At 70.8% G+C, this 25,197-nt stretch carries 12 protein-coding genes; 5 read left to right on the top strand and 7 right to left on the bottom strand.

Going from position 1 to position 25,197, the window contains the following annotated elements; genetic code table 11:
* Window positions 1-42: 42 nt before the first annotated feature.
* On the bottom strand, window positions 43-3,627 hold the full coding sequence (locus tag ACWCPI_RS21305; RefSeq protein ID WP_451039583.1) for an ATP-dependent helicase: 3,585 nt from the start codon (window positions 3,625-3,627) through the stop codon (window positions 43-45).
* Window positions 3,628-3,884: 257 nt separating this feature from the next.
* A complete protein-coding gene (locus ACWCPI_RS21300; protein ID WP_451039582.1) occupies window positions 3,885-4,292 on the bottom strand; it encodes an MGMT family protein in 408 nt (135 codons plus the stop codon).
* A 186-nt stretch (window positions 4,293-4,478) separates the two neighbouring features.
* On the opposite strand from ACWCPI_RS21300, the gene ACWCPI_RS21295 reads away from it, so the two are divergent.
* From ACWCPI_RS21295 to ACWCPI_RS21280, 4 genes are all read left to right on the top strand, one after another.
* Window positions 4,479-7,313, top strand: coding sequence for a lysylphosphatidylglycerol synthase domain-containing protein (locus ACWCPI_RS21295; protein WP_451039581.1), 2,835 nt, complete (start codon window positions 4,479-4,481; stop codon window positions 7,311-7,313).
* 224 nt (window positions 7,314-7,537) lie between these two features.
* Window positions 7,538-9,088 (top strand): alpha/beta fold hydrolase, encoded by a 1,551-nt coding sequence (locus tag ACWCPI_RS21290; RefSeq protein ID WP_451039580.1) that lies wholly within the window; start codon window positions 7,538-7,540, stop codon window positions 9,086-9,088.
* A 123-nt stretch (window positions 9,089-9,211) separates the two neighbouring features.
* Window positions 9,212-10,750, top strand: coding sequence for an alpha/beta hydrolase (locus ACWCPI_RS21285; protein ID WP_451039579.1), 1,539 nt, complete (start codon window positions 9,212-9,214; stop codon window positions 10,748-10,750).
* Between the two features lie 137 nt (window positions 10,751-10,887).
* The gene (locus ACWCPI_RS21280; RefSeq protein ID WP_451039578.1) at window positions 10,888-11,922 is read left to right on the top strand and encodes a glycoside hydrolase family 5 protein; all 1,035 of its coding nucleotides are present in this window, start codon (window positions 10,888-10,890) and stop codon (window positions 11,920-11,922) included.
* Window positions 11,923-12,135: 213 nt separating this feature from the next.
* Here ACWCPI_RS21280 and ACWCPI_RS21275 read toward each other — a convergent pair whose 3' ends face one another.
* Window positions 12,136-12,624, bottom strand: coding sequence for a hypothetical protein (locus ACWCPI_RS21275; RefSeq protein ID WP_451039577.1), 489 nt, complete (start codon window positions 12,622-12,624; stop codon window positions 12,136-12,138).
* Window positions 12,625-12,711: 87 nt separating this feature from the next.
* On the bottom strand, window positions 12,712-13,602 hold the full coding sequence (locus tag ACWCPI_RS21270) for a hypothetical protein (RefSeq protein WP_451039576.1): 891 nt from the start codon (window positions 13,600-13,602) through the stop codon (window positions 12,712-12,714).
* Window positions 13,603-13,760: 158 nt separating this feature from the next.
* Between ACWCPI_RS21270 and ACWCPI_RS21265 the strand changes: the two genes are divergently transcribed.
* Window positions 13,761-21,974, top strand: coding sequence for a hypothetical protein (locus ACWCPI_RS21265; protein ID WP_451039575.1), 8,214 nt, complete (start codon window positions 13,761-13,763; stop codon window positions 21,972-21,974).
* Between the two features lie 91 nt (window positions 21,975-22,065).
* On the opposite strand, the gene moeZ is transcribed toward ACWCPI_RS21265, so the two are convergent.
* From moeZ to ACWCPI_RS21250, 3 genes are all read right to left on the bottom strand, one after another.
* On the bottom strand, window positions 22,066-23,244 hold the full coding sequence (moeZ, locus tag ACWCPI_RS21260; protein ID WP_388802047.1) for an adenylyltransferase/sulfurtransferase MoeZ: 1,179 nt from the start codon (window positions 23,242-23,244) through the stop codon (window positions 22,066-22,068).
* Window positions 23,245-23,307: 63 nt separating this feature from the next.
* Entirely contained in the window at window positions 23,308-24,057 is a 750-nt protein-coding gene (locus tag ACWCPI_RS21255) for a spherulation-specific family 4 protein (RefSeq protein WP_451039574.1), read from the bottom strand.
* Entirely contained in the window at window positions 24,045-25,022 is a 978-nt protein-coding gene (locus tag ACWCPI_RS21250) for an NAD-dependent epimerase/dehydratase family protein (RefSeq protein ID WP_451039573.1), read from the bottom strand. Before ACWCPI_RS21250 ends, ACWCPI_RS21255 begins: the two co-directional genes overlap by 13 nt.
* Window positions 25,023-25,197: the final 175 nt, after the last annotated feature.

Below are 25,197 nucleotides of genomic sequence, written 5' to 3'. Positions count from 1 at the left end.
GCCCCGGTCACTCTGACCGCACCGGCCACCCGAAGGCCCCGGTCACTCGACCACGTGCCGCCCCTCGGGTCGCGCACTGCACGACGCCCGGAACGCGCAGTGCGTGCAGTGCTGGCCGGTACTCGGCGCGAACCGTTCGTCGAGGACCTTGCCCGCCGCCGTGGCGAGCAGCTCGCCGACCCACGCCCCTTCCGGGCCCTCCAGGGGGCCCTGCCTTTGCACCTTGGGCAGTGTCTCGCCGCCGTCCCGCTTGGCGGCGCCCTGACGCAGCTGGACGAGTTCGGCGCCGCCCGGCTCGGGACGTATGCCGTCGAAGGCCTCGTCGACGGCGCCCTCGCGGACGGCGAGCTGGTAGACGGCGAGCTGGGGATGGCGGGCCACCTCGGCCGAGCTCGGCGCCTGCTTGCCGGTCTTGAAGTCGACGACGTAGGCGCGGCCCTCGCCGTCGGCCTCGACGCGGTCCATCTGGCCGCGGATGCGCACCTCGACGTCGCCGGCCTCCAGGGTCACGTCGAAGTCGTGCTCGCTCGCCACCGGTGTGCGCCCCGCGCGGTCCATCACATGCCACTCAAGGAAGCGTTCGAGCGCCACGCGCGCGTTTGCCTTCTCCTGGTCCGACTTCCACGGCGCGTCGAAGGCGAGCGCGTTCCACACGGACTCAAGGCGCTCCATGAGGACGGCGAGGTCGGCCGGGGTGTGTCCGGAGGCCACCTCGTCGGCGAGGACGTGCACCACGTTGCCGAAGCCCTGAGCCGCGGTCGCGGGCGCGTCGGCCTTCACCTCGCGGCCCAGGAACCACTGCAGGGCACACGTGTTGGCGAGCTGGTCGAGGGCGCTTCCGGACAGCACGACGGGCTGGTCGCGGTCGCGCAGCGGCATCTTGGACTCGGTCGGTTCGAACATGCCCCACCAGCGGTAGGGGTGCGCGGAGGGGACCAGCGGGCGGCCGTCCTCGTCGGCGAGTGCGGCGAGCCGGGCCAGCCGGCGGGCGGCGGCTTCCCTGAGAGCATCGGAGACGCGCGGGTCGACCGTGGTCGCCCGGAGTTCGGCGACGAGCGCCGCGACGGACAGGGGGCGGCGCGGGCGGCCCGTGACGTCCTTCGCTTCGACGCCGAGTTCGGTCAGGAAGCGGGAGGGCTGGTCGCCGTCGTCGGCCGGCGCCTTCACCGCCGTGACGACGAGGCGTTCACGCGCGCGCGTGGCGGCCACGTAGAACAGGCGGCGCTCCTCGGCCAGCAGCGCGCCCGGGGTGAGCGGTTCGGCGAGTCCGTCACGGCCGATGCGGTCGGCCTCCAACAGGGAACCGCGGCGGCGCAGGTCCGGCCACAGGCCCTCCTGGACCCCGGCGACGACGACCAGGCGCCATTCCAGGCCCTTGGAGCGATGCGCGGTCATCAGGCGCACGGCGTCGGGCCGTACGGCACGCCGCGTGAGGGTGTCCGCGGCGATGTCCTCGGCGTCGATCTCCGCGAGGAAGTTCAGGGCGCCCCGGCCGCCCGTGCGCTCCTCCGCGCGGGCCGCTGTCGCGAACAGGGCGCATACGGCGTCGAGGTCGCGGTCGGCGTTGCGTCCGGCCGCGCCACCGCGTCGGGCGGCCCGCTCCAGCCGCGTGGGCCACGGTGTGCCCTCCCACAGGTCCCACAGCGCCTCCTCGGCCGTACCGCCGCCTGCGAGGCGCTCGCGGGCCTTGCGCAGCAGCGCGCCGAGACGCTGGGCGCCGCGCGCGTACGAGGGGTCGTGCACGGCCAGCCGCTCCGGCTCGGCCAGGGCGCGCGCGAGCAGCTCGTCCGAGGGCGGCGGCAAGGGGTTGCCCGCGGCCCGCTCCTCGTCGCGCAGGGCACGCCCGAGACGGCGCAGATCGGCCGCGTCCATGCCGGCCAGAGGCGAGGCGAGCAGAGTGAGGGCGGTTTCGGTGTCCAGCCAGCAGCCGTCCGGCCGGGGCTCGTGAAGGACGGGTTCTCCTCCGGGGACGGCCTCCGAGGACTCCTCCCGCCCTGCTGTCCGCGCCGCCTCGACAAAAGCATCCGGCGTCACCGCTTCCGCATCCGCCCTCTCGGCGGAAACCCCCGATGCCGCCGACCCCGCGTCCGCCGACGCCAAGGAAACCCCCGACGACGACTCCTCCACCCCGGCCGCATCGGACGGACCCTTCGGCTCCGCCCCGCTCGCCACCCCGGAGGAAGCCTCGCGGGTCGCCGCTTCCTCCGCCTCGGGGTGCGCCGCGCGCTCCCCCGCCTCCGCGCCGGCCACCGCCCGCAGCGCAGTCAGCAGGGGTGTGACGGCGGGCTCGTGGCGCAGGGGCAGGTCGTCGCCGTCGATGTCCAGGGGCACGCCGGCGGCCGTGAGCGCCCGGCGCACGGTCGGGATGGTGCGCGCGCCCGCACGCACCAGTACGGCCATCTCACTCCAGGGGACGCCGTCTTCGAGGTGCGCCCTGCGAAGGATGTCGGCGATGTTGTCCAGTTCCGTGCCGGATGTCGGATAGGTGAAGACCTCGACACGGCCGCCCTCGCGGGCCGCGGCGAGCTCTCGGTGGGCGCGGACCTTCTCCGCCGGGAGCCTGGTGAGGGGCATGCGCTGGGTCAGCAGCCGCGTCGCGGTCAGCAGGGCGGCGCCCGAGCGGCGCGAGGTGCGCAGGACCTCGACCGGCGCCGGACGGCCGTCCGCGCGCGGGAAGGCCCGGGGGAACTCCAGGATGCCGTTCACGTCGGCGCCCCGGAAGGCGTAGATCGACTGGTCGGGATCGCCGAAGGCGACGAGGGTGCGGCCGTCGCCGGCGAGGGCGCGCAGCAGGCGCACCTGGGCCGGGTCGGTGTCCTGGTACTCGTCGACGTACACGGCGTCGTACCGGGCGGCGATACGGGCGCCGGCCTCGGGGCGGCGGGCGAGGAGCACCGCGCGGTGGACGAGCTCGGCGTAGTCGAGCACGCCCTGCATGTCGAGCACGTCGAGGTACTCGGCGAGGAAGAAGGCCGCGGTGCGCCAGTCGGGGCGCCCGATGCGGCGGGCGAAGGCGTCCAGGGCCTCGGGGCCGAGGCCCAGTTCGCGGCTGCGGGCGAGGACCGCGCGGACCTCGTCGGCGAAGCCGCGGGTGGTCAGGCAGGCGCGCAGTTCGTCCGGCCAGCGCACGTGCGCCAGCCCGAGCCGCTCCAGGTCCGGCTGGCCCGCCAGCAGTTCCCGGACGGTGACGTCCTGCTCGGGACCGGACAGCAGCCGCAGCGGCTCCACGAACAGGTCGCTGTCCTGGTGGGCGCGGACCAGGGCGTAGCAGAAGGAGTGGAACGTGGTCGCCTGGGGCGCGCGTGCCGCCCCGATGCGCAGCGCCATGCGGTCGCGCAGTTCCACGGCGGCCTTGCGGCTGAACGTCAGCACGAGGATGCGTTCGGGGTCCCCGCCACGGGCGATGCGCGCCGCCACCGACTCGACGAGCGTGGTGGTCTTCCCCGTGCCGGGACCGGCGAGAACGAGCAATGGGCCGGCCGCGTGGTCAACCACGGCACGCTGTGCGGCGTCAAGAGGAGGGGGAGCCTCTTGGGCGACAGGGGTACGCACCAGCCGGTAAGCGCCACGGGTCCCCTGCCGTACCCCGGGGTGCGACAGGCGCCTGATGGAGGAAGAGGAGCTCACGTGGTTCGCCGGTCCTGGTGGGTGTGCTGGTGGGTCGCCCCTCGCGCGTGGAGGGCGGTGGCCGCGGTATGAGGGCGACACGTGCAGCCGACGCTACGCCGACGGATGACGCGGAAGCAGGGCTTCCGACTCATCCCTCGGGTCACTCGTGGCACGTGGGTCCCTCGACTCACGAACGTACGTCATGCCACAGACGTGCCCCTCTTCCCCCGTACGGATCACGGGTCACACCGAGGGCCGTCCGATGGCGGAAGCTGTCAGGTGTGACCCAGTGCGCGCTCGCCGCCGTCCCACCGCGCCCGCTTCATGTCCAGGCGCGGAAGGTGGCCCTCGGCGGCCCTGCTCGCCCCCTTCAGAGGCGTGCCCTCCGCCCGGTAGTGCCCCAGCGCCCTCAGCTCGTGACCCGGCAGCAGGACGCCGTCCGCCCGGACCACGCGCCACCAGGGCACCGCTCCCCCATACAGGGCCATCACCCGGCCGACCTGGCGCGGGCCGCCCTCCTCCAGCCACTCCGCGACGTCCCCGTACGTCATGACACGCCCCGGCGGGATCAGTTCGGCGACCTCAAGCACCCTCTCGGCGTACTCCGGCAGCGCGTCCGCGTACTCCGAGCGGGCGTCGTCGTACTCCGGACGGGCCTCGTCCGGACGGCTCTCCTCGCTCATCCGCCCCATCCTGCCCCACGCCACCGACAATGTGACGCGCTCGGCACTGTGCGTATCCCTCGCCCCTGGGCGACGCTTCGGGCAGACTGTCGGCCCCCGCATTTGCACCCTGATGCCCCCGTGTGTCGGTGCGGCATGCCACCATCGTGCGGGCGGTGACTGGTGATACGAGATCAAGAAGAGACGATGAAGCAACAGGGTGCGCACCCGGAGGACGCGGAGAGCACCTCTGACGCTTCGTCGCGCCCGGGCACCGCGAACGGCGACAAGACGGACGCCGACGACAGGGGCGGCGGCAAGGACGAGAAGGCCGACGCCGGGCAGGACGCGCCGGACAACGGCGCCGGCACGAGCGACGCCGGGCGCAAGGCCCTCGGACAAAAGGCCGTCGAGGGCAAGGCCGCGTACGACCTCGACGAGGCCCATGCGGACGAGGTCGAGGGCGACGAACCGCTGCTGCCCGCGCGCGTGCACCGCCCGTCGGACCTGATGCGGCTTCTGGTGGGCGTGCTGGGTATCGCCCTGCTGCTCGCGATCGCCGCGTTCGCGCACGGCACCACGTCGGGTCTGGAACAGGACATCAACAAGGGCACCGGCCAGGCACCCGACGTGTTCAGCAAGCTGGCCGGACTCGTCTCCAGCATCGCGATCCTCCTGGTGCCCGTCGCCTTCGCCATCGAGCGGCTGATCAAGCGCGACGGGCTGCGGATCGCCGACGGCGTGCTCGCGGCGGTCCTCGCGCACGGGGTGACGCTCGCCACCGACCTGTGGGTGGCGCGGGCCGCCCCGGAGTCCATCCGGGACGCGCTCACCCAGCCGTCCCCCGGCGACGTCGGCTCCCTCACGGACCCGGTGCACGGCTACCTCGCGCCCGTCATCGCGTACATGACGGCCGTGGGCATGTCCCGCAGACCCCGCTGGCGTGCGGTCCTGTGGGCGGTCCTGGTCCTGTACGCGTTCTCCATGCTGGTCACCGGCTACACCACGCCCTTCTCGATCCTGCTGACGCTGCTGATCGGCTGGACCGTCGCCTACGGCACGCTGTACGCGGTCGGCTCCCCCAATGTGCGGCCCACCGGACGGACCCTGATGGCGGGCCTGCGGCACGTGGGCTTCCGCCCGGTGAGCGCGGCGCGCGAGGAGGTCGCCGACACCCACGAGACGACCACCGACCGCGGCCGGCGTTACTTCGTCACCCTGGAGGACGGCCCACCGCTGGATGTGACGGTGGTCGACCGGGAGCAGCAGGCGCAGGGCTTCTTCTATCGCGCGTGGCGCAATCTGACGCTGCGCGGGTTCGCCACCCGCAGCAGCCTGCAGTCGCTGCGTCAGGCCCTGGAGCAGGAGGCGCTGCTCGCGTACGCGGCCATCGCGGCGGGCGCCAACGCGCCGAAGCTCATCGCCACCTCCGAGCTCGGTCCGGACGCCGTGATGCTCGTCTACGAGCACACCGGCGGGCGCACCCTGGACTCGCTGCCGGACGACGAGATCACCGACGACCTGCTGCAGGGCACATGGCACCAGGTCAAGGCGCTGCAGTCGCGTCGCATCGCGCACCGCAGACTGGTCGGCGACGCGATTTTGGTGGATCGTTCCGGCAAAGTGATCATCACAGATCTGCGCATCGGTGAGATCGCGGCGAACACTCTGCTGCTGCGCATGGACATCTCCCAGCTGCTGGTGACGCTGGGCCTGCGGGTGGGAGCCGAGCGCGCGGTGGCCACGGCGGTGAGCGTGCTCGGCCCCGACGCGGTGGCCGACTGCCTGCCGATGCTGCAGCCCATCGCACTGAGCCGCTCCACGCGCGCGACGCTGCGCCGACTCGCCCGCGAGCGTGCCGAGCGGGAGCGCGAGGCGGTGCTGGAGGCATCCCGGCACGCCAAGCACGCCCGCAGCGAGGAGGACACGGGCGACGCCGCGGCCGTACCCGGCAAGCCGGACAAGAAGACCGTGCGGGCACAGGCGCGGGCTGAGAAGCGGGCCATCGACGAGGCACTGGAGGAGGCGCGCGAGGAGGATCTGCTCACGCAGATCCGGCACGAGGTGCTGCGGATCAGGCCGCAGGCGCCCGTCGAACCGGCCCGGCTGGAGCGAGTGCGGCCACGTACGCTCATCAGTTTCATCGCGGGTGCCATCGGCGCGTACTTCCTGCTGACGCAGCTCACGCACATCGAGTTCGGCCCGCTCATCTCCAACGCGCAGTGGGGCTGGGTGGCCGCGGCGGTGCTCTTCTCGGCGGCCAGCTACCTCGCGGCGGCGATGGCGCTGCTGGGGTTCGTGCCCGAGCGGGTGCCCTTCCGGCGGACCGTGGCGGCGCAGGTCGCCGGGTCCTTCGTGAAGATCGTCGCCCCCGCGGCGGTGGGCGGCGTCGCCCTCAACACACGCTTCCTCCAGCGCGCGGGCGTGCGGCCGGGGCTCGCGGTGGCGAGTGTCGGCGCGTCGCAGCTGTTCGGGCTCGGCTGCCACATCCTGATGCTGTTGTCGTTCGGCTATCTGACCGGCACCGAGAAGACCCCGTCGCTGTCGCCGTCCCGGACGGTCATCGCGGGTCTGCTGACGGTGGCGGTGCTGGTGCTCGTGGTGACCTCGGTGCCGTTCCTGCGGAAATTCGTCGTCACGCGCGTGAGGTCGCTCTTCGCGGGCGTCGTGCCGCGCATGCTCGACGTACTCCAGCGGCCGCAGAAGCTGATCACCGGCATCGGCGGCATGCTGCTGCTGACCGCGTGCTTCGTGATGTGCCTCGACGCGTCCATCCGGGCCTTCGGCAGCGAGGGCACCTCGATCAGCATCGCCAGCGTGGCCGTCGTCTTCCTCGCGGGCAACGCACTCGGTTCCGCCGCCCCCACCCCGGGCGGCGTGGGCGCCGTGGAAGCCACCCTGACCGTCGGTCTGATCGCCGTCGGCCTGGAAAGCGAGGTCGCCGCGCCCGCGGTGCTGCTGTTCCGGCTGCTGACGCTGTGGCTGCCGGTACTGCCGGGATGGCTCGCCTTCAACCACCTCACACGCAAGGGCGCGCTGTAGCGGCCGTCGCGCGGCGCATCGGCCACGGGGCGGCGCCGGGGACGCCGACGGCGACGATCTCGCCCGGTCGCGACACCCCCGCATGACGGTCTTTTCGCATCAAAAGCCTTGTCGTACGAGCAGGACGGCGTCGTACGTTGTAAGGCACAGGAGGTGAGGCGTCGCGGTCCCTCGTACGGCCCGCGCTCCGAGCGCCCCACCCCACACGACCGCAGGATGAGACCATGCCGAACCCTGCCCGGACGCGCGCCGCCGCCCTGACCGCCACCGCACTGCTGCTGTCCTCCGTGCTGGCGGGCTGCAGCAGCGACGACAGCTCCGGGGAACAGGACCTGACAGCCCAGGAACTGAGCTGGGAGGACTGCCCGGCACCCTCCCAGGCTCAGGGCGGCGGGGGCAGCCCGTCACCCCTGCCGGGCGGAGACGGCTGGCAGTGCGCCACGATGAAGGCGCCCCGCGACTGGGACGACCCCAAGGGCGACACGATCGACATCGAGCTGATCCGGGCGAGGACCAGCGGCGACGAGAACCGGCGCATCGGCTCCCTGATCTTCAACTTCGGCGGCCCCGGCGGTTCGGGCGTCACCACGCTGCCCGCTTTCGGCGAGGGTTACGAGAAGCTGCGCAGCCGCTACGACCTGGTCAGTTTCGACCCTCGTGGGGTCGGCCGCAGCGAACCCGTGCGGTGCGAGAGCGACCAGGAGCTCGACGCCTACTTCCAGCAGGACGCGACGCCGGACGACACCGCCGAGCGGACCGAACTGGTGGCTGCGACCAAGGACTTCAACGAGGCGTGCGAGGAGAACTCCGACGGGATGCTGCCGCACGTGCGCACCACCGACGCGGCCCGTGACCTGGAGCTGATGCGCCAGGTCCTCGGTGACGACAAACTGCACTACTTCGGCATCTCCTACGGCACCGAACTCGGCGGCGTCTACGCCCACCTCTTCCCCAAGAACGTCGGCCGTGCGGTCTTCGACGCCGTGGTCGACCCGACGCAGAATCCCGAACAGGGCTCACTCGGGCAGGCCAGGGGTTTCCAGCGCGCGCTCGACAACTTCGCCGAGGACTGCACGTCCAAGACCGAGGCGTGCCCCATCGGAGACACCGCCCAGGACGTCAAGGACCGCATCGCCGACCTGCTGGCGGACCTCGACAGCACGCCGATCCCCGGTATCCTCCCGCGCCAGCTGACACAGTCGGCCGCGGCCGGCGGCATCGCCCAGGCGCTGTACTCGCAGGAGTTCTGGCCCTACCTCACCCAAGGGCTTGAACAGGCGTACGGCGGCAACGGCCAGATCCTGATGCTGCTGTCCGACTCCATGAACGGACGCGACAAGAACGGTGAGTACAGCAACATCACCCCGGCCAACATCTCCATCAACTGCGCGGACGACAAGCCCCGGTACACGCCGCAGTACGTGCAGCAGAAGCTGCCCGAGTTCCGCGCGGCCTCGCCCCTGTTCGGGGAGTTCCTCGCCTGGTCCATGATCAGTTGCACCGACTGGCCGGTGGCGGGTGAGGCCGACCATCCCGACGTGAGCGCGCCCGGCTCGGCACCGATCCTCGTCGTGGGCAACACCGGCGACCCCGCCACGCCGTACGAGGGTGCACGCAAGATGGTGCAGGCGCTGGGCAAGGGTGTGGGCGTCGAGCTGACGTACCGGGGGCAGGGACACGGGGCGTACAACAGCAAGAACAGGTGCGTGCAGGACGCGGTGAACGGCTATCTGCTGGACGGGAAGGTACCGGCAGCGGGCACCGTCTGCTCGTAAGAGATCACTGAAACTGCAGGTCAGAAGGTTATCCACAGGCTCCGACGGGCTTTTCTCGATCCGCCTACTATGGCCTGACCGCCATCCGCGGCAGCGTGCGGACGGCCTGCGAGGGGGAAGAGCATGGCGCGTTTTGTGCGTTGGACGGCCCTGACGGCCGCCGCCGCGCTCCTGGTGACGGGCTGCAGCGGCGGCTCGTCCGGCGGCGAGGGCAGTGGTGAGGCGAGCGGGACGGGTTCGGCGTCCGCCGGCTCGACGACCCCACTCCCGGCCTCGCTGACCTCGCAGAGACTCCACTGGGGAGACTGCAAGGCCACAGCGGACTCCCCCGAACCGGGCGGCGCATGGCAGTGCGCGACCCTCGAAGCACCGCTGGACTGGGCGAAGCCGGACGGCGAGACGATCGACCTCGCGCTGATCCGCGCCAAGGCCGACGGCGGTGACCGCATCGGCTCGCTCCTTTTCAACTTCGGCGGCCCCGGTAGCTCAGGGGTGTCCACACTGCCGTGGTACGCCTCCTCCGTCACCGAGCTCGGCAAGCGCTACGACCTCGTGAGCTGGGACCCGCGCGGGGTGGGCGCCAGTGAGGGCCTGCGCTGCCGCAGCGACAAGGAGATCGAAGCCTCGGAGTCCGTGGACATCACCCCGGACACCTCGGCCGAGGAGACGGCCTACTTCCGGGACGCCGCCGCCTTCGGCAAGGGCTGCCAGAAGTCCGCGGGAACGCTGATGGCGCATGTGTCGACCACCGACACCGCGCGCGACATGGACCTCATGCGCCAGGTCCTCGGGGACACGAAGACGCACTACTTCGGTATCTCCTACGGCACCGAACTCGGCGGCGTCTACGCCCACCTCTTCCCCGAGAACGTGGGCCGGCTCGTCCTCGACGCGGTCTCCGACCCGAGCGCCGACGCCGTGGGCCACGCCGAGAACCAGACCAGGGGCTTCCAACGCGCCCTCGACAACTACCTGAAGTCCACCGGTCAGAGCACCGAGGACGGAACCCGGAAGATCGTGGACCTGCTGAGGCGGATCGACGCGAACCCGCTGCCCACGTCCTCCGACCGCAAGCTCACCGAGGCACTCGCACTCATAGGTCTGCTGTACCCGCTGTACAGCGAGGCGAGCTGGCCGAGGTTGACCAGTGCAGTGGAGGCGGCCGAGCAGGGAGACGGCACGGAACTGCTGGCACTCGCCGACGACTACAACGACCGCGACACCTCGGGGCACTACATGACGGGGAACCACTCGCAACGAGTCATATCGTGCCTGGACGACAAGCAGCGCCCCACCGTCGAGGAGACGAAGAAGCTGCTGCCGCGCTTCGAGAAGATCTCGCCCGTGTTCGGACCCATGCTGGGCTGGGACACGGCCGGCTGGTGCCACGACTGGCCGGTGCCCGGGCAGTACGACACCCCCGAGGTGAGCGCCCCGGGTGCGGCGCCGATCCTGCTCGTCGGCAACACCGGCGACCCGGCCACACCCTACGAGGGCACCCGGCGCATGGCGGACGAGCTGGGCAAGGGCGTCGGCGTGATGATCACTTGGAAGGGCGAGGGCCACGCCGCGTACGGAAAGGGGAGCGACTGCGTCGACTCCACGGTGAACGCGTATCTGCTCAAGGGGAGGGTGCCCGAGGACGGCAAGGTCTGCTCCTGAGGGACCGACCCCTGAATGAAACTTTGTGTGCAGATGTGTTGCCCTCTGTTGGGATCGTCTTCTAGTTTGCGGAGCCATCGAGTCCGCGACGCCTGTGTGCGGTGGGTTGCGAACACAACTGCTCAGAAGGGGATGCCGTGCCACGAGAGAACCATCGCCGGACAGCTTGCCTCGGCGCCTTGCTGGCCTGCGTGACGGCGTTCGGGGGAGCGCTCACCTCTCCCGCGTCCGCCTCTTCCACCTCGGGCAGCGCGGCCGTGCCGCCCGTCAGCGACTTCCACGGGGTGAACTGGGCCGACCCCCGCGACAACTACGCCGATGACGCGGTGGTGCCCTCGGGCCTGTCGACCTCCGACGACTACGCCACCACGTACGCCAAGTCGGAAGCGATCATCAGCGGGTTTGCCGAGCTGGGGGCCAACACCGTCCGGCTGCCGGTCAACCCGACGTCCGTCAACGGCCCCTTCTGGAAGTCCTACAAGGGAGCGATCGACGCCGCGAGCAAGAAGGGGTTCAAGGTCATCCTGGGCTACTGGGAGGCCGACAACGCCAAGGACGGCAGGATCGACGACCGGGCCGCCTACGACCGGATGTGGGCACGGATCACCTCGGCGTACGCACGCGACTCCCGGGTGCACTTCGAGCCGATGAACGAGCCGTTCGGATACACCTCCCAGGAATGGCGCGACATCGCCGCCCGCTGGGTGACGACCCACCGCTTCGTGCCCCGCCACCGGATCCTCATCGGAGGGGTCAAGTACAGCGAGGACGTCAAGCCCGTGTGCGCCGACAGCCGACTGGACGGCACCCGGCTGGCCCTGCACAACTACGGCTTCTGGCACACCGACTGGACCGGCTACGACCAGTGGAAGCAGGACTTCCGGCAGCGCATAGGCACCTGCGCCTCGCGGACCGTCCTCGACGAGTTCGGCGCCACCATGACCTCGGGTCTGAACTACACGGGGCCCGTCAACGGCTCCCACGAGATCGCCTACATCCAGGCCGCCACCGACACCATCCGTGAGATGGGCCTGGGCTCGGTCTACTGGCCCGGCCTGCGCAACGGGGACACCTACTCCCTCACCACCCTCCAGGGCACGGGCACCGACTTGAGCCTGCGGCTGAACAACCAGAGCGGGCTGGACCGCCTGCACTGGGCCTGGAAGCAATAGCCGGCCGGCCGGGGACGGAAGCCCATGGCATCCGGAGTGGCGGGATGACGTGGGCTTCTTCTGCTCCGCCGGGCGGCGGCGAGGGCGGCGGGCCGGCCGGCGAGCGTGACGATCCCCAGGAGCGGCCGGAATACTTGCCCGCTAGGGCTACAGCTCGCCTTCGCGGAAGGGAGCAGACCGTTCAGACCGGCGCAGCCCGACCGGCAGGCGGTGTCACACCTGGGCGTTGAGTACCTCGGCTTGGGTTTCCTTGAGATTCCGGTACGACTCCCGGACGTAGACCACGAAGTCCGCCCCCGGGTGGCTCACGAGAGCCTTCCCTTCCTCCCCCGCCTCCCACTCGGCCACCGTGACCTCGTACGAGGCGATGTGGGCGCAGAAGTCGAGGACTACGTGCGGGATCCGGTCCTCGATGAACAGGTCGCCGTGGTCCACGATGACATCCCGCATCCGGCGCGCCGACGGCAAGAACACCGTGAGAACCCAGCGGCGCCAGAGTTTGCGCTGTTCCTCGGTCAGCTGCGCGCCCCGCCGACGTTCCTCCGCCGACGGTAGATGCTGCCTGCGGAAGGCGTCCCAGGTCCGCTCGTTCGACTCCACGAGCACCAGGAGCGGCCCGTACAGATCCCGCAGCTGGGAGTCGACACGCTCCAGGCGTGCCTGGCGGCGGGCGCGTGCGAGTTCCCCGCGCTGATTGAGCACGTAGGCGAGGACGGCGATGAGGACGCTGGCGATGGCGGTGACCAGCGCGGCGATCAGGGCGGACAGGGGGACTCCTTCACCGGGACATCAAGGTTCGAAGACCAGGGTCTGCTCGTCATCGGTGACCTCGATCGCGGTGCCGAGATGGCTGGCGAGCGTCTGCAGCAGCCCGTAGTTCTCGGTGGCACGACGATGCCCCTCAGCGTCACAGCGCACGGTGATCCCAGTCCTCGCCGGGCTCATCTCCTGGATGTGACGCTTGTCGATGATCTTGTGGACGCCCTGGACGACCGCCAAATTCCAGGCGACATCCACGCCGTCATTCACGGGGACGTCCGGGTCCGGCCGGGCAGGAGTGGTGACCGCCGAGGCCGTTCCGGCCGCCTCCAGTCTCCGTTCCAGCACTTGGAGTCTGATGTTCTGGTCCCGGACGAGGCGGACGAGCTCGTTGAGGATCTCGGGCGTCTTCCGGGGCTCCTCGGTCACCGGCTCCGCCGTCGCCCTGATCCTCTGCAGCTTCGCGTCGAGTTCTCCCCAGTACTTGTCGAAATGGCTCCGCAGAACGCCGGGTTGCACCGGGCTGGCGCACGCATCGTTGATCGTCTTGACCATCTCCCACACATGATCCTTGTCGGAGGAGTCGGTGGCCTGAAAGCTCGCCAGCGGCCCGGACTTGAGGTCCTTGTCCCGCAGATCGATGAGGAACGGCATGACCCGGCTGTAGGAGACCGCTTTCGACAACGCTCCTGCCTCGAAGTTGAGCCAGGGGGCCGTCTGGTTGCCGCGGGTGACACACACGATGCCCACGTCGGACTCCCGCAGTTCCTCAGCGATCCTGACCCTCGCCAGCTCACCCTTCGCGATGCCGGTGGGCGAGCAGAACGGCTGGATGGTGTGGTTCATCTTCTTGATCCACTCCTCCAGGACCAAGGCGCACTGCCGGGCCTTGTCACCGGACCAACTGATGAAGAGCTTCACTTAGGCAGGTTCCTTGAGACGAGGGCGTGCGGCGGCCCGGCCCTTCGACCGGGCCGATTCATTGTCAACTCCGGTCCTGTTCAAGTCCACTGCCGATAGACTGCCCCTTCTTCCTCTCCACTTGATGCACGAGGCACAACGGGGGTCACGTGTCCGTGATGAACTCCGACGGGATCTCGACGGCAGCCCGGGATCTCGAACTGTTCCTGTCCGGCCGAGGGCGCAGCGCCGAGGGGAGCTACTCCCCGGCGGTGCTCAAGGGCGTGGGGCCGTTCGCGGTGTTCCTGCACCGCAGGGTCGCCATGGCGTCGTCGGTGCTGGTGCCGGCGGCGCAGCGAGTGGTCAGCCCCAGCCCACACGTCCTGCTGCTGCCCCGGCTGTGCCAACGCGCGGCGGCCGTGGACGAGCATGCGCTCGCCGAGTTGCTGGACTGGGCGGAGATCGCCTGGTCCGGGCGCACCAGCCAGCGCTACTTCTACGCCCGTCGTGCGTTGCCCGAGCCCGTGTACCAGCATCTGCACGAACTGGTGACTCGGCATGGCGCCGTGATGCGCCGGGCCACCGGATCGCTGGCGCTGCGCGCGCGGGCCGACCACCTGCGGGCGGAGAAGGACCGCCTCGCGGGTGTCGACCGCACGTTCACCCGACCGTTGTTCGTCAAGCCTGTCGAAGCGGTCCTGCATGACCTCAGCCGGGGCGTGGTCGACGACCACGGGCTGCTGGAGCATTCTCCGGAAACGCTCGTCGCCCGGGCCAACACCGCCCACCGCGGCCAGGGCAATCTCGCGCCGGTCCCCAGCAGCGGCAAACGCTGGCCGGTGCTGGTGAAGAACACCGCCGAGGTCTGCGAACTGCTGCGCGACCTGCTGGAGATCGCGGCCGAGCACACCTGGGAAGGGCCCGACGTCTCCATGCCGCCGCTGGACCGGCTCGACCCCGGTCTGGCGCCTGTCGTCGAAGCGCTGCTGTTCGCCTCCGCGGATCCGAACGAGCCCCGTGCCGACGGCGACGGCAGCTGGGTGGCGCGGGTCGCCGCAGAGGCGCTGATGCTGGCGGCCGCCGAGCACCGGCATCTGATCGCCCTGTCCGCAAGGGGGGCCGGCGTGCCGGACGAGGTGACCGCGCCGGCACTTGAGCCGCTGGAGAGGATCCGCGAGCATGCGGACACCCTGTTCCGGGGACTGGCGCGGGATCCGGACGGGGAGGGTGAGGACCTGCACAGTCTGATCCTCGACGCCTTGGTCCGCGGTGATCTGCCCGACGCCAGGCAGGGCCTGGACATGCTGGAGGAGCTGGCCGGACGCACGGCCGTGGAGGCCAGGGCGGCGGCCATGCGGCAGGCCCTTGCCGGTCTCCAGGACAGGAAGGCGGCCGAGGCCGTAGGGCTTCACCTGCGCACGGTGGAACTACACCTGGAAGGCGGTGACCTGCGTGCGGCCGAGTCCTACATCGCCCAGGCCGAGCAGGCCATGCCCCTCGACCCGGAACCGGCACCTACGCAGCAACCGCAGGACGCGGAGCCGACAGCGGCGCCCATAGAACCGGAACAGCACACCCCCACCACCCATGCCGAGCCCGGGGGCACCGTCCACGACGACGAGCTGCCCGCCCGCATCCTCGCCGCCGCCCGGACCCCGACGCAGCAGACGGCTGACCGGGCACGACTGGAGCGGGACATACAGCAGCTGGGCCAGTCGGGTCCACTGTCCGACGTGGTCGGCATCGCCCGTGACCTGCTGCACGTCGCACCCGACCTGGTCCTGGAACTCACCGACCTGACACTGGGCCGGGCCCGCCCCGCCCTGCGTCCCTCCCTGTGGCAGCTGCAGTACGACGCGCTGCGCGCCCTCGGCCACACGGAACGAGCCGAGAGTGTCTTCCTTCAGGGCCATCCACCGCTGCCACCCGAGAGCCTGCCGGTCGGCGAGGCCGTACCAGGTGCAGACCTCCTCACCCCGTACTTACGACCGTTCCACGGGCCGGACGACGCCGCGGAGCCGGGCGGCGGCCCAGGAGCCGGGCCGCGCACGCCGGAGGAGGAGGCGCGACTGCACGCACGGTCACTCGAGGAGGGCAACACGGCCGCGCTCGGCTACGCCATCGGCTGGGCGGTCCGTGCGGACAGGGCCGCCGACGCCCTCGACCTCTACCGGCGGTTCGGGCCTTACCAGTACATCAACGCGGCGGCCGCGTGGAACATCGCCGCCGCATACGCCGCCGTCGGCTACGCCCGGCAGAGTCTTCAGGCCCTGGACGTCTTCCAGAACATCCTCTCCCGCATGGAACCCGTCCAGCGGCGTGCGATGACGGAGTTCATGGCCCTGCACCAGGTACGCCCCGCAGCCGAACCGGCTGGTACACCCGGTGCCCCCACCGGTCTCCCGCAGCCGGAAGAGGAAGCCAAACACCTGCACGCCGTGGGCCGTGCGAAGGAGGCGGCGGCCCGGCTGGAGCATCTGCTGTCGACCAACCCGCGCTCCCCCGGCGCCTTCCTGCTGCTGCGCATCCACCGCGAGGGCAACGACCTGGCCGGTGCCCGTTCGGTCGTCGACCGCATCGAGGCGGCCGGAGCGGCGACCTGGCGGCACCACCTCGAACTCGCCCGCAACGCCGTGGACGCCGGGGACCTCGCCCTCGCGGGGGAACGCCTGCAACGCGCCCAGCAGATGGGCGCCACCGCCTACTGGACGGAGAAACTCCTCCAGCAGCTGCGCGCCCAGCAGCGCGACCGGAGCGAGATCCGGCCCACGCCCGTGCCCGTCACCGGCACGGCACCACCGCCCGCCAGCACCAACGACATCGAGGCCTGGCGGAAGTTCTTCGCCACCCAGCTGCGCACGCAGGGCCTCCATGACGTCCTGGAGGCCACCACGTGGACCTCGCTGCGTGAACCCGTCATCGTCGGCGTGCTCACCTCCCAGCTGCGGATCCTGGGCATCCCCGTGCCCCGCACCGACATCACGGAACGACTGATCGGCCTGGTCAACCAGTGCCGTGACTCCTTCCTCAGCCGCGACCTCGCCATGTGGCTGATCAACGGCGGCGACCCCCGCACGGCGGTACGGGTGCTGCAGGACTGCGTGGCCTGGACACCGCCCGAGCGGCTGCCCCGCGTGGTGTTCCTGCGGGACCAGGCCGTCCGCAAGGGCGGGCTGCGCGAGGTCGACTACGACCCGCCTTCACCGCCGACCCGGGTCACCAGCGCCCGGCGGGCCGTCGTGGATCCGGCGATCGTGCCCGAGGTCCACGTCCAGGAGATCGGCGGGCCGGCGGCGGCCGACCCCCTCATCCACGACGCCCAGCAGCTGCCGTCGAACACCGACCCCTCGGTCGTCGCCGACGCCTGGCTGAGAGCCGCACGCGACGGGCACTCGGTGGCCCTGGGCAACGCCCTGGCGACGCTGGTGCGCGCCTCCCGGGCCGAGGAGGCGATCGCCTTCTACGACAGCGTGTCCGACCGGTACTGGCTCGGCGGCGCCGCGGCGTGGAACCTGGGCTGCGCCTACACGGCGTCCGGTCACGTGGAGGAGGCCGTCACCACCTTCGAGTACCACGCTCGTGTGTCCACGTGGAGCTACAGCGACGAGCAACGCAGGGCCCTGACCGCCCTGTTCGCGTCCGTGGGCCGCCCGGTGCCCACCCCCGCGGGCAGCAAGCCGCTGCCGGTCCGGGGCGGCAACGCACGGCCCGACACAGGCGAGCAGGCCGTCGCCGGGCTCGGCGACGCGGCCGACAGCGCCGAGGGGGAGGCGGCCCGACGGATCGCACAATGCAGCGGCGCACCCACCAGCCACAACTTCTACTCCGCCGGTACAGCGGTGCGCCGGGCCATGCAGTCCGGACCGCCCGGCAATGTCGCCCGGTACCTGGCGACGATGCGGAACCTCTTCGCGCTGGTGACCGACCCCAACCCGAACGCCGTCGCCGAGATGGCGGCCGTACTCGAAACGGCCGGCCGGGCGGAGGAGGCCTGGGACCTGCTTCTTCAATGGATCGACCGGACCCGAGCGGAATCCGCGCTGCTGGCCCCCGCGGTGCGCATCTCCCGCGAGCTGGGCCGCGACGGGGAGTTGCGCAGGCTGCTTGAGCGGCACCACAGGAACAACTCCCGCTACGAGATCCACCTCAGCCTGGCCAAACTGGCGCAGCGGCAGAACGACGAGGCGGCGCTGCTCAAGTACGCCGACCTCGCGCTGCAGCGAAACCGCCGGTCCGTGGAGGCGGCCGTCCTCAGGGAGAGCGCCGCAAGCCGCCAGACGCCCCTTCCGGGGGACGACCGGGGCGTTCTGGCCAAGGTCAAGAACCCCGCCATGCGGGAGAACCCGGCGATTCAGCAGCTGATGCACGAGTACGCCGACGAGGTGCGCACGCTGCGGCTGAAGGCACTCACCTGGTTCCAGCCGAAGATCGACCAGGCGGACTTGGAAAGCCGTCTGTCCACGTCGCTGCGGACGCGAGCCGAGCCCGCGTTCCGAGCCGCCGCGGAAGAGGACTGGGAGACCGCGACCAGGCTGTTCAAGGAGCTGCTGGAGCAGCATCCCAGGAACGTCGCCCTGAGCCGGGCGACGGTGGCCTGTCAGCTCAAGTGCGGCATGGTGGACGACGCGGCCGCCGTCGCCGGAGCCCTCGGGCACCTTCCGGACGGGGTACGCCTACAGGTGCAGGTGGCCTGCAACCGGGGTGACTACACCGAGGCCGGCCGCCTCCTCGAACTCTTCCTCACGCTGCACGACGGTTCGCCGGAGGAGGCGATCGCGCAGGCCGGTCTGCTCACCCACCTCGTCGCCAACCGCGCCCCCGTGGCGCCGAAACTGCTCCTGGAGTTCGCTCGGCGGCGCAGGCCGGGTACCTCCGACCTGCCACTGGCCATCGCGGTGGTGCTGGCCGACCGGCAGCGCAAACGCGACCTCGCGCGGGAAGCGGTCCGGGAGCTGCGCCGCCCACCCGGCAAGGAGCCGGACGCCCTTGTCACGCAGGCGATCGAGTACAACGTCCCCCACATCCTCAACGACACGGTCGCACCGCCCCTGGGCGTGGGGCACCTGGAGCGCATGGTCCAGCACCTGCGCACGGACACCCCTCGGCTGCTGTGCTTCCTCCAGGACCACCTAAGGCGCACGGCGACCGCCCTGGACAGCCCGGTGGTGCGCGAGGCCCGCGAGTACTGCGCGACGCTGCTCGCCGAACACGGGTTGGTGCGCGACGCCTACGCCATCTGGCACAAGCTCGTCGAGAACGCGCCCACCACGGAGGAGAAGAGCAGGGCCCTGGACAAGCTGAAGTCCTTCTGCGAGCAGATCTCGTTCGCGGAGGGCTACCGCTACGCCCTGGTCACCCTCCCCGAAGTCGGCATCGACCCGAGCGACGAGGACCTGGCCCATGTCGACGACCTGTCCTCGGAGACGGAACCGCAGGCTCTGCCGGAGGAGACCAAGGAGCTGGTCCAGGCGGTGGCGGCCCGCCGATCCGGGCCCCTCGCGGAAGCCCTGACCGCGGCCGTCGACCAGCTGAAGGCCGAGGCGGGACCCCAGGACGCCGTTGCCCTGGAGAGGTTGAGGGGACTGTGGACGGGGCTGGCCGAGCGGCTGGAGGATCCCGAGACGGCCTCCCGCCTGGCCGGCAGGACGACACATGGTCTTGTCGAGTCGGCGACTCGTGTCGAGAGCGAGCTGCACATGCAGCACCGGCTCGCGAAGAACCTCATCTCGACGGCACACGGCGAGGCGGCCGTCCAGCTCTCCGACGCGCTGCACGCGGCGTGGGACGAGGTGGCGCGGCATCACCTCAAGAGCGGCGGAGTCCAGCGCCGACTCGATCTGGCGGTGCACAGGGCGACCCGACTGGGCACCGGACCCGTCGAGATCAAGGTCGAAGTCACCAGCTTCCGCCAGCCGTTGCGGCCGGTCACGGTGCGCGTCGACACCAAGACGTTCATGGTGGGCGATCTGGAACCCCACTCCTCCGCGACACGACGCTACGTCCTGGCCGGTGACGCCCAGGAAGTGACGGTCACCGCCTCGGGTGTGATCGACAGGCCGGACAAACCGGCCGAGAAGACACTGACGGCACAGGTCACCGACTACCCGCATGACCAGCGACTGGCCGCGCGCTTCAACCCGAGCGATCCGGTGGACCCGGACTTGTTCGTCGGCCGCACCAAGGAACTGGAGGACCTGACCCACCACTACGAGAAGGCAGCCCGCACCAACACCCGGGCGCTGTTCATGACCGGCTCGCGTCAGGCGGGCAAGACCTCGATCGCGTACCAGCTCAGCAAGGTGCGTCCACCCGGCGCCGCCGAACTGCCGCCGCCCGGCAAGTGGCGCATCCCGAGGGTGTTCCCCGTCTATCTGAACGCCGAGATGACCGCCGACGGGGACGGCCACCTGATGACCGACATCGCCAAGGCGGTCGCCCTCGCCGTGGACCAGGCCCTTGACGGCCAGGCACCGGACGTCGGCATGCCCGAGGGTTCCGGTTCGCTGGACTTTCTGCGCTGGTGGCGGGACGTCCGGCAGCGACTGTGGCAGGAGAGAGTGGGGCTGCTGCTGATCCTCGACGAGTTCCAGCATCTGCTGTGCCGGCTCAAGGAGTCCGGATCCCTGGAGTCCGCGCTGAGCGACCTGCGCGGACTGAAGAACGGGGGCGATCTGGCCTTGCTGTTCTGCGGGGCCGCCACCACCGAGGGGATCAGGGAACTGCTGGAGGGCACCCGGTTCCAGCAGGAGTTCACCACGCCGTACGTCATCGGGCCGCTGGACATGGAAGCCACGCTGCAGGCCTTCCATCAGGGGTTCCTGCCGCCCGTCGATGTGATGCCCGAGGCCGCCGCACGGGTGTGGGACCGTACCAAGGGGCACCCCCAGCACATTCACATGCTCGGCAGTGCGGTCCTGGAACTGCTGCGCGAGGAGCAGCGGACGATCGTGGACAGCGACCTCGTGGAGAAGGCGTTCCAGCGGGTCGTGGCCGACGACGACGCGGTGATCAGTTTGCTCGACCCCTACGGTGTGGGACGCCGCGAGCAAGCCCTGGAACTGCTGCACAAGATCGCCGGGCTCATCGACGAGGGCGCGTCCGACGCCGCGGTGAAGGCGCAGCTCGGCACGGAGTTCAAGGACCTGGAGGCACTGCGCGCGTTCGGCATCCTCGTCAAGGCGCAGGACGAGTGGCAGTGGATCAACGAGATCGTGCGTACCTGGCTGGACAAGCGGCGGCCGCAGAACTCCGAGCGCACGCAGTCCGGCTGGCAGGCCGACGAGGAGGCCCTGAGGAGTGCGGGCTACCTGGTCGTCAGCCGCGAGGACGGCGACGGGCCGAAGACGTGCCTGGTGCAGCACCCCAGTCATCCGGAGCCGCTGGTGGCCCGCCACCACCCCGGTCACCGGGGTGCCCTGGCCCGCCTCAACGAGATCCTGCACGACCCCACGAGCAACGTTCCGGGTGTACCCGACATGCTGTCCTGCTGCGGGGACTGGGTGCTGTTCCGCGCGGTGGAAGGGGTCAGTCTGCGGCAGAAACTCGACGCCAGGCTGGCCGGAAGCGTCGGGATCAGCCCCGTCGACGCGGCTCGTTGGATCGCCGACGCGTGCGTCACCCTGCACGGGATGCTCGACGCCCGGCACATCACGCACGGGAACCTCCGTCCCGAGAACCTCGTGCTGGTCGGGGAGGACCCGGGCGAGCTGCATGTGCTGGACTGGGGATACGGCGCCGACCTCGTGCCTGACAAGCCCCTGCTTCCAGCCGGGCCTCCGTCGGTATACGCGCCGCCCGAGGCCCGCGGCGGCACGTCACGGGTGGCCTCGCCGCAGGACGACGTGTTCGCGCTGTCGGCGATCCTCTACCAGTTGCTGCACCCGTCCGGCGCCCTGCCCTACGCCGACGAGGAGTCGTTCCGGTCCGGCCCGCCGCCGCTCCCCGGGTACGGGCTGTTGAACAGCACCGTATGGCAGGCCGTGAGCAAGCGCCCCGACGCCCGCTTCCCCAGCGCCCTGGAACTGCGCAAGGCCCTGGAAGAAGCCGTGCCCGAACTGCGGCGCACAGGCGGGAAGGCGGCGGAGGCGTCCGGAGGCAGTCCTTCGGCAGCCCTCCCCGGTACGGCGCAGGCCGAACTGCGGGGCAAGCTGGACCAGCTGACGGAGGTGATCGAGTTCCTCACGGACAGCCTCACAGGGGATGAGGAGAACGACGTCGAACGCGACCGCTCCCAGCTCACCGAGGCTGTTCGAGCCGATGCCCCTGATCCCCGCCGGGTCACGCGGTTCGCGCGGCGTTTGCGGGAGACCCTCGCCAACCTGGGAACTCCGTCGTCTGCCATATCACCGGCCATCCGTATGGTGGACGAGATACTGGAGGTCACCCGGTCGTAAGTCACTCGGCGGCGAACGACCGAAGCCCACGGCATCCGAACTGATCGGATGCCGTGGGCTTCTTCTGTTCCGCCGGGCGGCGGAAAGGCGGTCAGTAAACCGGCTTGTGCGGTTCGATCTGGTTGACCCAGCCGATCACGCCGCCGCCGACGTGGACGGCGTCGGAGAAGCCCGCGGACTTCAGGACCGCGAGGACTTCCGCACTGCGGACACCCGTCTTGCAGTGCAGGACGATCTTCTTGTCCTGCGGGAGCGACTCCAGGGCGGTGCCCATGAGGAACTCGTTCTTCGGGACCAGCCGGGCGCCGGGGATCGAGACGATCTCGTACTCGTTGATCTCGCGGACGTCGATGATCTCGATGTTCTCGCCGTCGTCGATCCACTCCTTGAGCTGCTTGGGAGTGATCGTCGAGCCGGCGGCGGCCTCCTGGGCCTCCTCGGAGACGACGCCGCAGAAGGCCTCGTAGTCGATGAGCTCGGTGACGGTCGGGTTCTCGCCGCAGACCGCGCAGTTCGGGTCCTTGCGGACCTTGACCTGGCGGTACTGCATCTCCAGCGCGTCGTAGATCATCAGGCGGCCGACCAGCGGCTCACCGGTACCGGTGAGGACCTTGATGGCCTCGGTGACCTGGATGGAGCCGATGGACGCGCACAGCACGCCCAGGACGCCGCCCTCGGCGCAGGAGGGGACCATGCCGGGGGGCGGGGGCTCCGGGTAGAGGCAGCGGTAGCAGGGGCCGTGCTCGGACCAGAAGACGGAGGCCTGGCCGTCGAAGCGGTAGATCGAGCCCCACACGTACGGCTTGTTCAGCAGCACGCAGGCGTCGTTGACCAGGTAACGCGTGGCGAAGTTGTCCGTGCCGTCGACGATCAGGTCGTACTGGCTGAAGATGTCCATCACGTTGTCGGCCTCGAGCCGCTCCTCGTGAAGGATCACGTTCACGTACGGGTTGATGCCGAGGACGCTGTCCCGCGCGGACTCGGCCTTGGAGCGGCCGATGTCGGACTGGCTGTGGATGATCTGGCGCTGCAGGTTCGACTCGTCGACCTCGTCGAACTCCACGATGCCGAGCGTGCCCACGCCCGCGGCGGCGAGGTACATCAGCGCCGGCGAGCCCAGGCCGCCGGCACCCACGCAGAGCACCTTGGCGTTCTTCAGCCGCTTCTGCCCGTCCATCCCGACGTCGGGGATGATCAGGTGGCGGGAGTACCTGCGAACCTCGTCTACGGTGAGCTCGGCAGCGGGCTCGACCAGGGGTGGCAGCGACACGGGGACTCCGTTGCTCGGTCTATCACTACGGTTGTTCTCTCCGTAACACTGCCATGGGCTTTTTCATTCCGAGACACCTGTTCCGATCCGCGAGACGATTTCGTCCCAGTAGCCGGGCATGGTCTCCCAGGGGTCGGTGCGGCCGCCGCGATCCGTGCGGTCGGTGAACCAGATCGTCGAGGCGCCCTGCCAGCGAGCGATGCGCAGCGCCTCGTCGAGATGTCCGAGCGGCACCCCTTGGACGAAGTGGCAGAAGCGGTCGGGCGGATAGTCGGCGGTCCACTCCGCCACCTGCGACCAGCGGTAGTCGCTCCACGAGCCCCGGAAGGTGACCAGCTGGTCGGCGCACTCGGCGTAGCCGGGGTGGGGGTGGGTGCCGTGGCCGAGGACGATGTGGGCCTGGTCACGCAGGGCGCGCAGTGCACTGACCGTGCGGCGGGTTGCGGGCAGGGCGGCGCGTTCGGCCGGGCAGCGGTCCAGGAGGAAGCCGTCGACCCGGTACCAGTCGAGGTACCGGTGCGCCTCGGAGATCACCTCGCCGAGGGGGCTGCCGCCGCGCGCCAGGTCGAGGTGGCCGAGGACGCGGACACCGGCGTTGCTCAGCCGTCCCGCGGCCTCCAGGCAGTGCGGATCGGGGCGGGTGCCGGGGCCGTCGGCGACGTTCAGGACGGCCCAGTGCAGGGGCGTGCCCGGTCGGGTGAGTTCGCCCCATTCGGTGGGGGCGAGCAAGGGGTGGGCGTAGCCCGGGACGCCTAGGCCGGTGCGGAGGGCGGTGCTCGACGCGGCGGGTGTGGTGCGGGTCAGATACGGCATGCGGCCTCCATCCAGATGTCGCCGAGGGACTCTTCGAGGTTGATGCGGGGGCGCCAGCCGAGCCGGTCGCGTGCGGTGCGCACGTCGGCCTGCTGCCAGCTGCCGCAGCCGTCCGGGTACGGGTAGGCGACCGGGGCGGCGTGGCCGGCGTGGACCGCGTGGTCCGAGTCGGCGCGGGGGTGGCCGATGGACGGCCGCAGCGGGCCGGGCGGGCCGTCGAGTTCGTGGAGGGCGCCGCCGTAGCCGGCCACCCGGGCGAGGACGGCGGCGGCGTCGCGCAGGCGGACGGCTCGGCCGGAACCGATGTTGATCACGCCCTGTGCGGCGGAGAGCGAGGCGGCGTGGACGGCTCGGGCCACGTCACGTACGTCGACGAAGTCGCGTTGGGCGCCGAGGCCGGTGAGCTTGAGCTCGCCGTCGCCCGACTGCATGGCACGCCGCATGGCCTCGGCCAGGCGCCCGAGGGGGGAGCCGGCGGGGGTGCCGGGACCCGCGGGTGAGAAGACGCGCAGGACCACGGCGTCCAGGCCGGAGCCCAGGACCAGTTCGGTGGCGGCGAGTTTGCTGACGCCGTAGGGGCCGCCGGGGCGGGGGACGGCGTCCTCGGCCGTGGAGGAGCCGGGCTGGCTGGGCCCGTACTCCGCGCCGCAGCCGATCTGGACGAGGCGGGCACCGCAACCGCTGCGGCGCAGGGCCTCGCAGACGGTGGCGACGGCGACGGTGTTGTGCCGGGTGAGCTCGCGGGCGCCGCCTCGGGTGGCGCCGGCGCAGTTGATGACGACGCCGGGGTGGACCGCGTCCAGGAACCGGGTGAGGGCACCGGGGCTGCCGGACGCGAGGTCGAAGCGGACGTCGGCGTCGTCGCCGCGGCCCAGGGCGGTGAGTTGGACGGCGGGGTCGGCGAGGAGGCGGTCCGCCACGAAGCGGCCGAGGTAGCCGTTGGCTCCGATCAGCAGGACTCTCATCGGGCGGCTCCCGGGGCCGAGCGGTGGTCGGGTCGGGAGGTGATCATTGGGGGGTCTCCTTGGAGGGCTTCGGGCGGGAGGTCTTTCGCGGGCTTCATGGGGACGGGCTGGGGGGAGACGGGCCCGGACCGCATGGCGTGAGCGGGGGCGCGGATGGGTGCGTGTGCCTGCGGTG

The sequence above is a fragment of the Streptomyces sp. NPDC001920 genome (assembly GCF_053594495.1).
This window is presented reverse-complemented; position numbering and strand designations above follow the sequence as displayed.

Coding starts and splice junctions, on each gene's coding strand:
- ACWCPI_RS21300 (WP_451039582.1), bottom strand. CDS start 4,292: ATGAGCGAGGAGAGCCGTCCGGACGAGGCCCGTCCGGAGTACGACGAC.
- ACWCPI_RS21295 (WP_451039581.1), top strand. CDS start 4,479: ATGAAGCAACAGGGTGCGCACCCGGAGGACGCGGAGAGCACCTCTGAC.
- ACWCPI_RS21290 (WP_451039580.1), top strand. CDS start 7,538: ATGCCGAACCCTGCCCGGACGCGCGCCGCCGCCCTGACCGCCACCGCA.
- ACWCPI_RS21285 (WP_451039579.1), top strand. CDS start 9,212: ATGGCGCGTTTTGTGCGTTGGACGGCCCTGACGGCCGCCGCCGCGCTC.
- ACWCPI_RS21265 (WP_451039575.1), top strand. CDS start 13,761: ATGAACTCCGACGGGATCTCGACGGCAGCCCGGGATCTCGAACTGTTC.
- ACWCPI_RS21255 (WP_451039574.1), bottom strand. CDS start 24,057: ATGCCGTATCTGACCCGCACCACACCCGCCGCGTCGAGCACCGCCCTC.
- ACWCPI_RS21250 (WP_451039573.1), bottom strand. CDS start 25,022: ATGAGAGTCCTGCTGATCGGAGCCAACGGCTACCTCGGCCGCTTCGTG.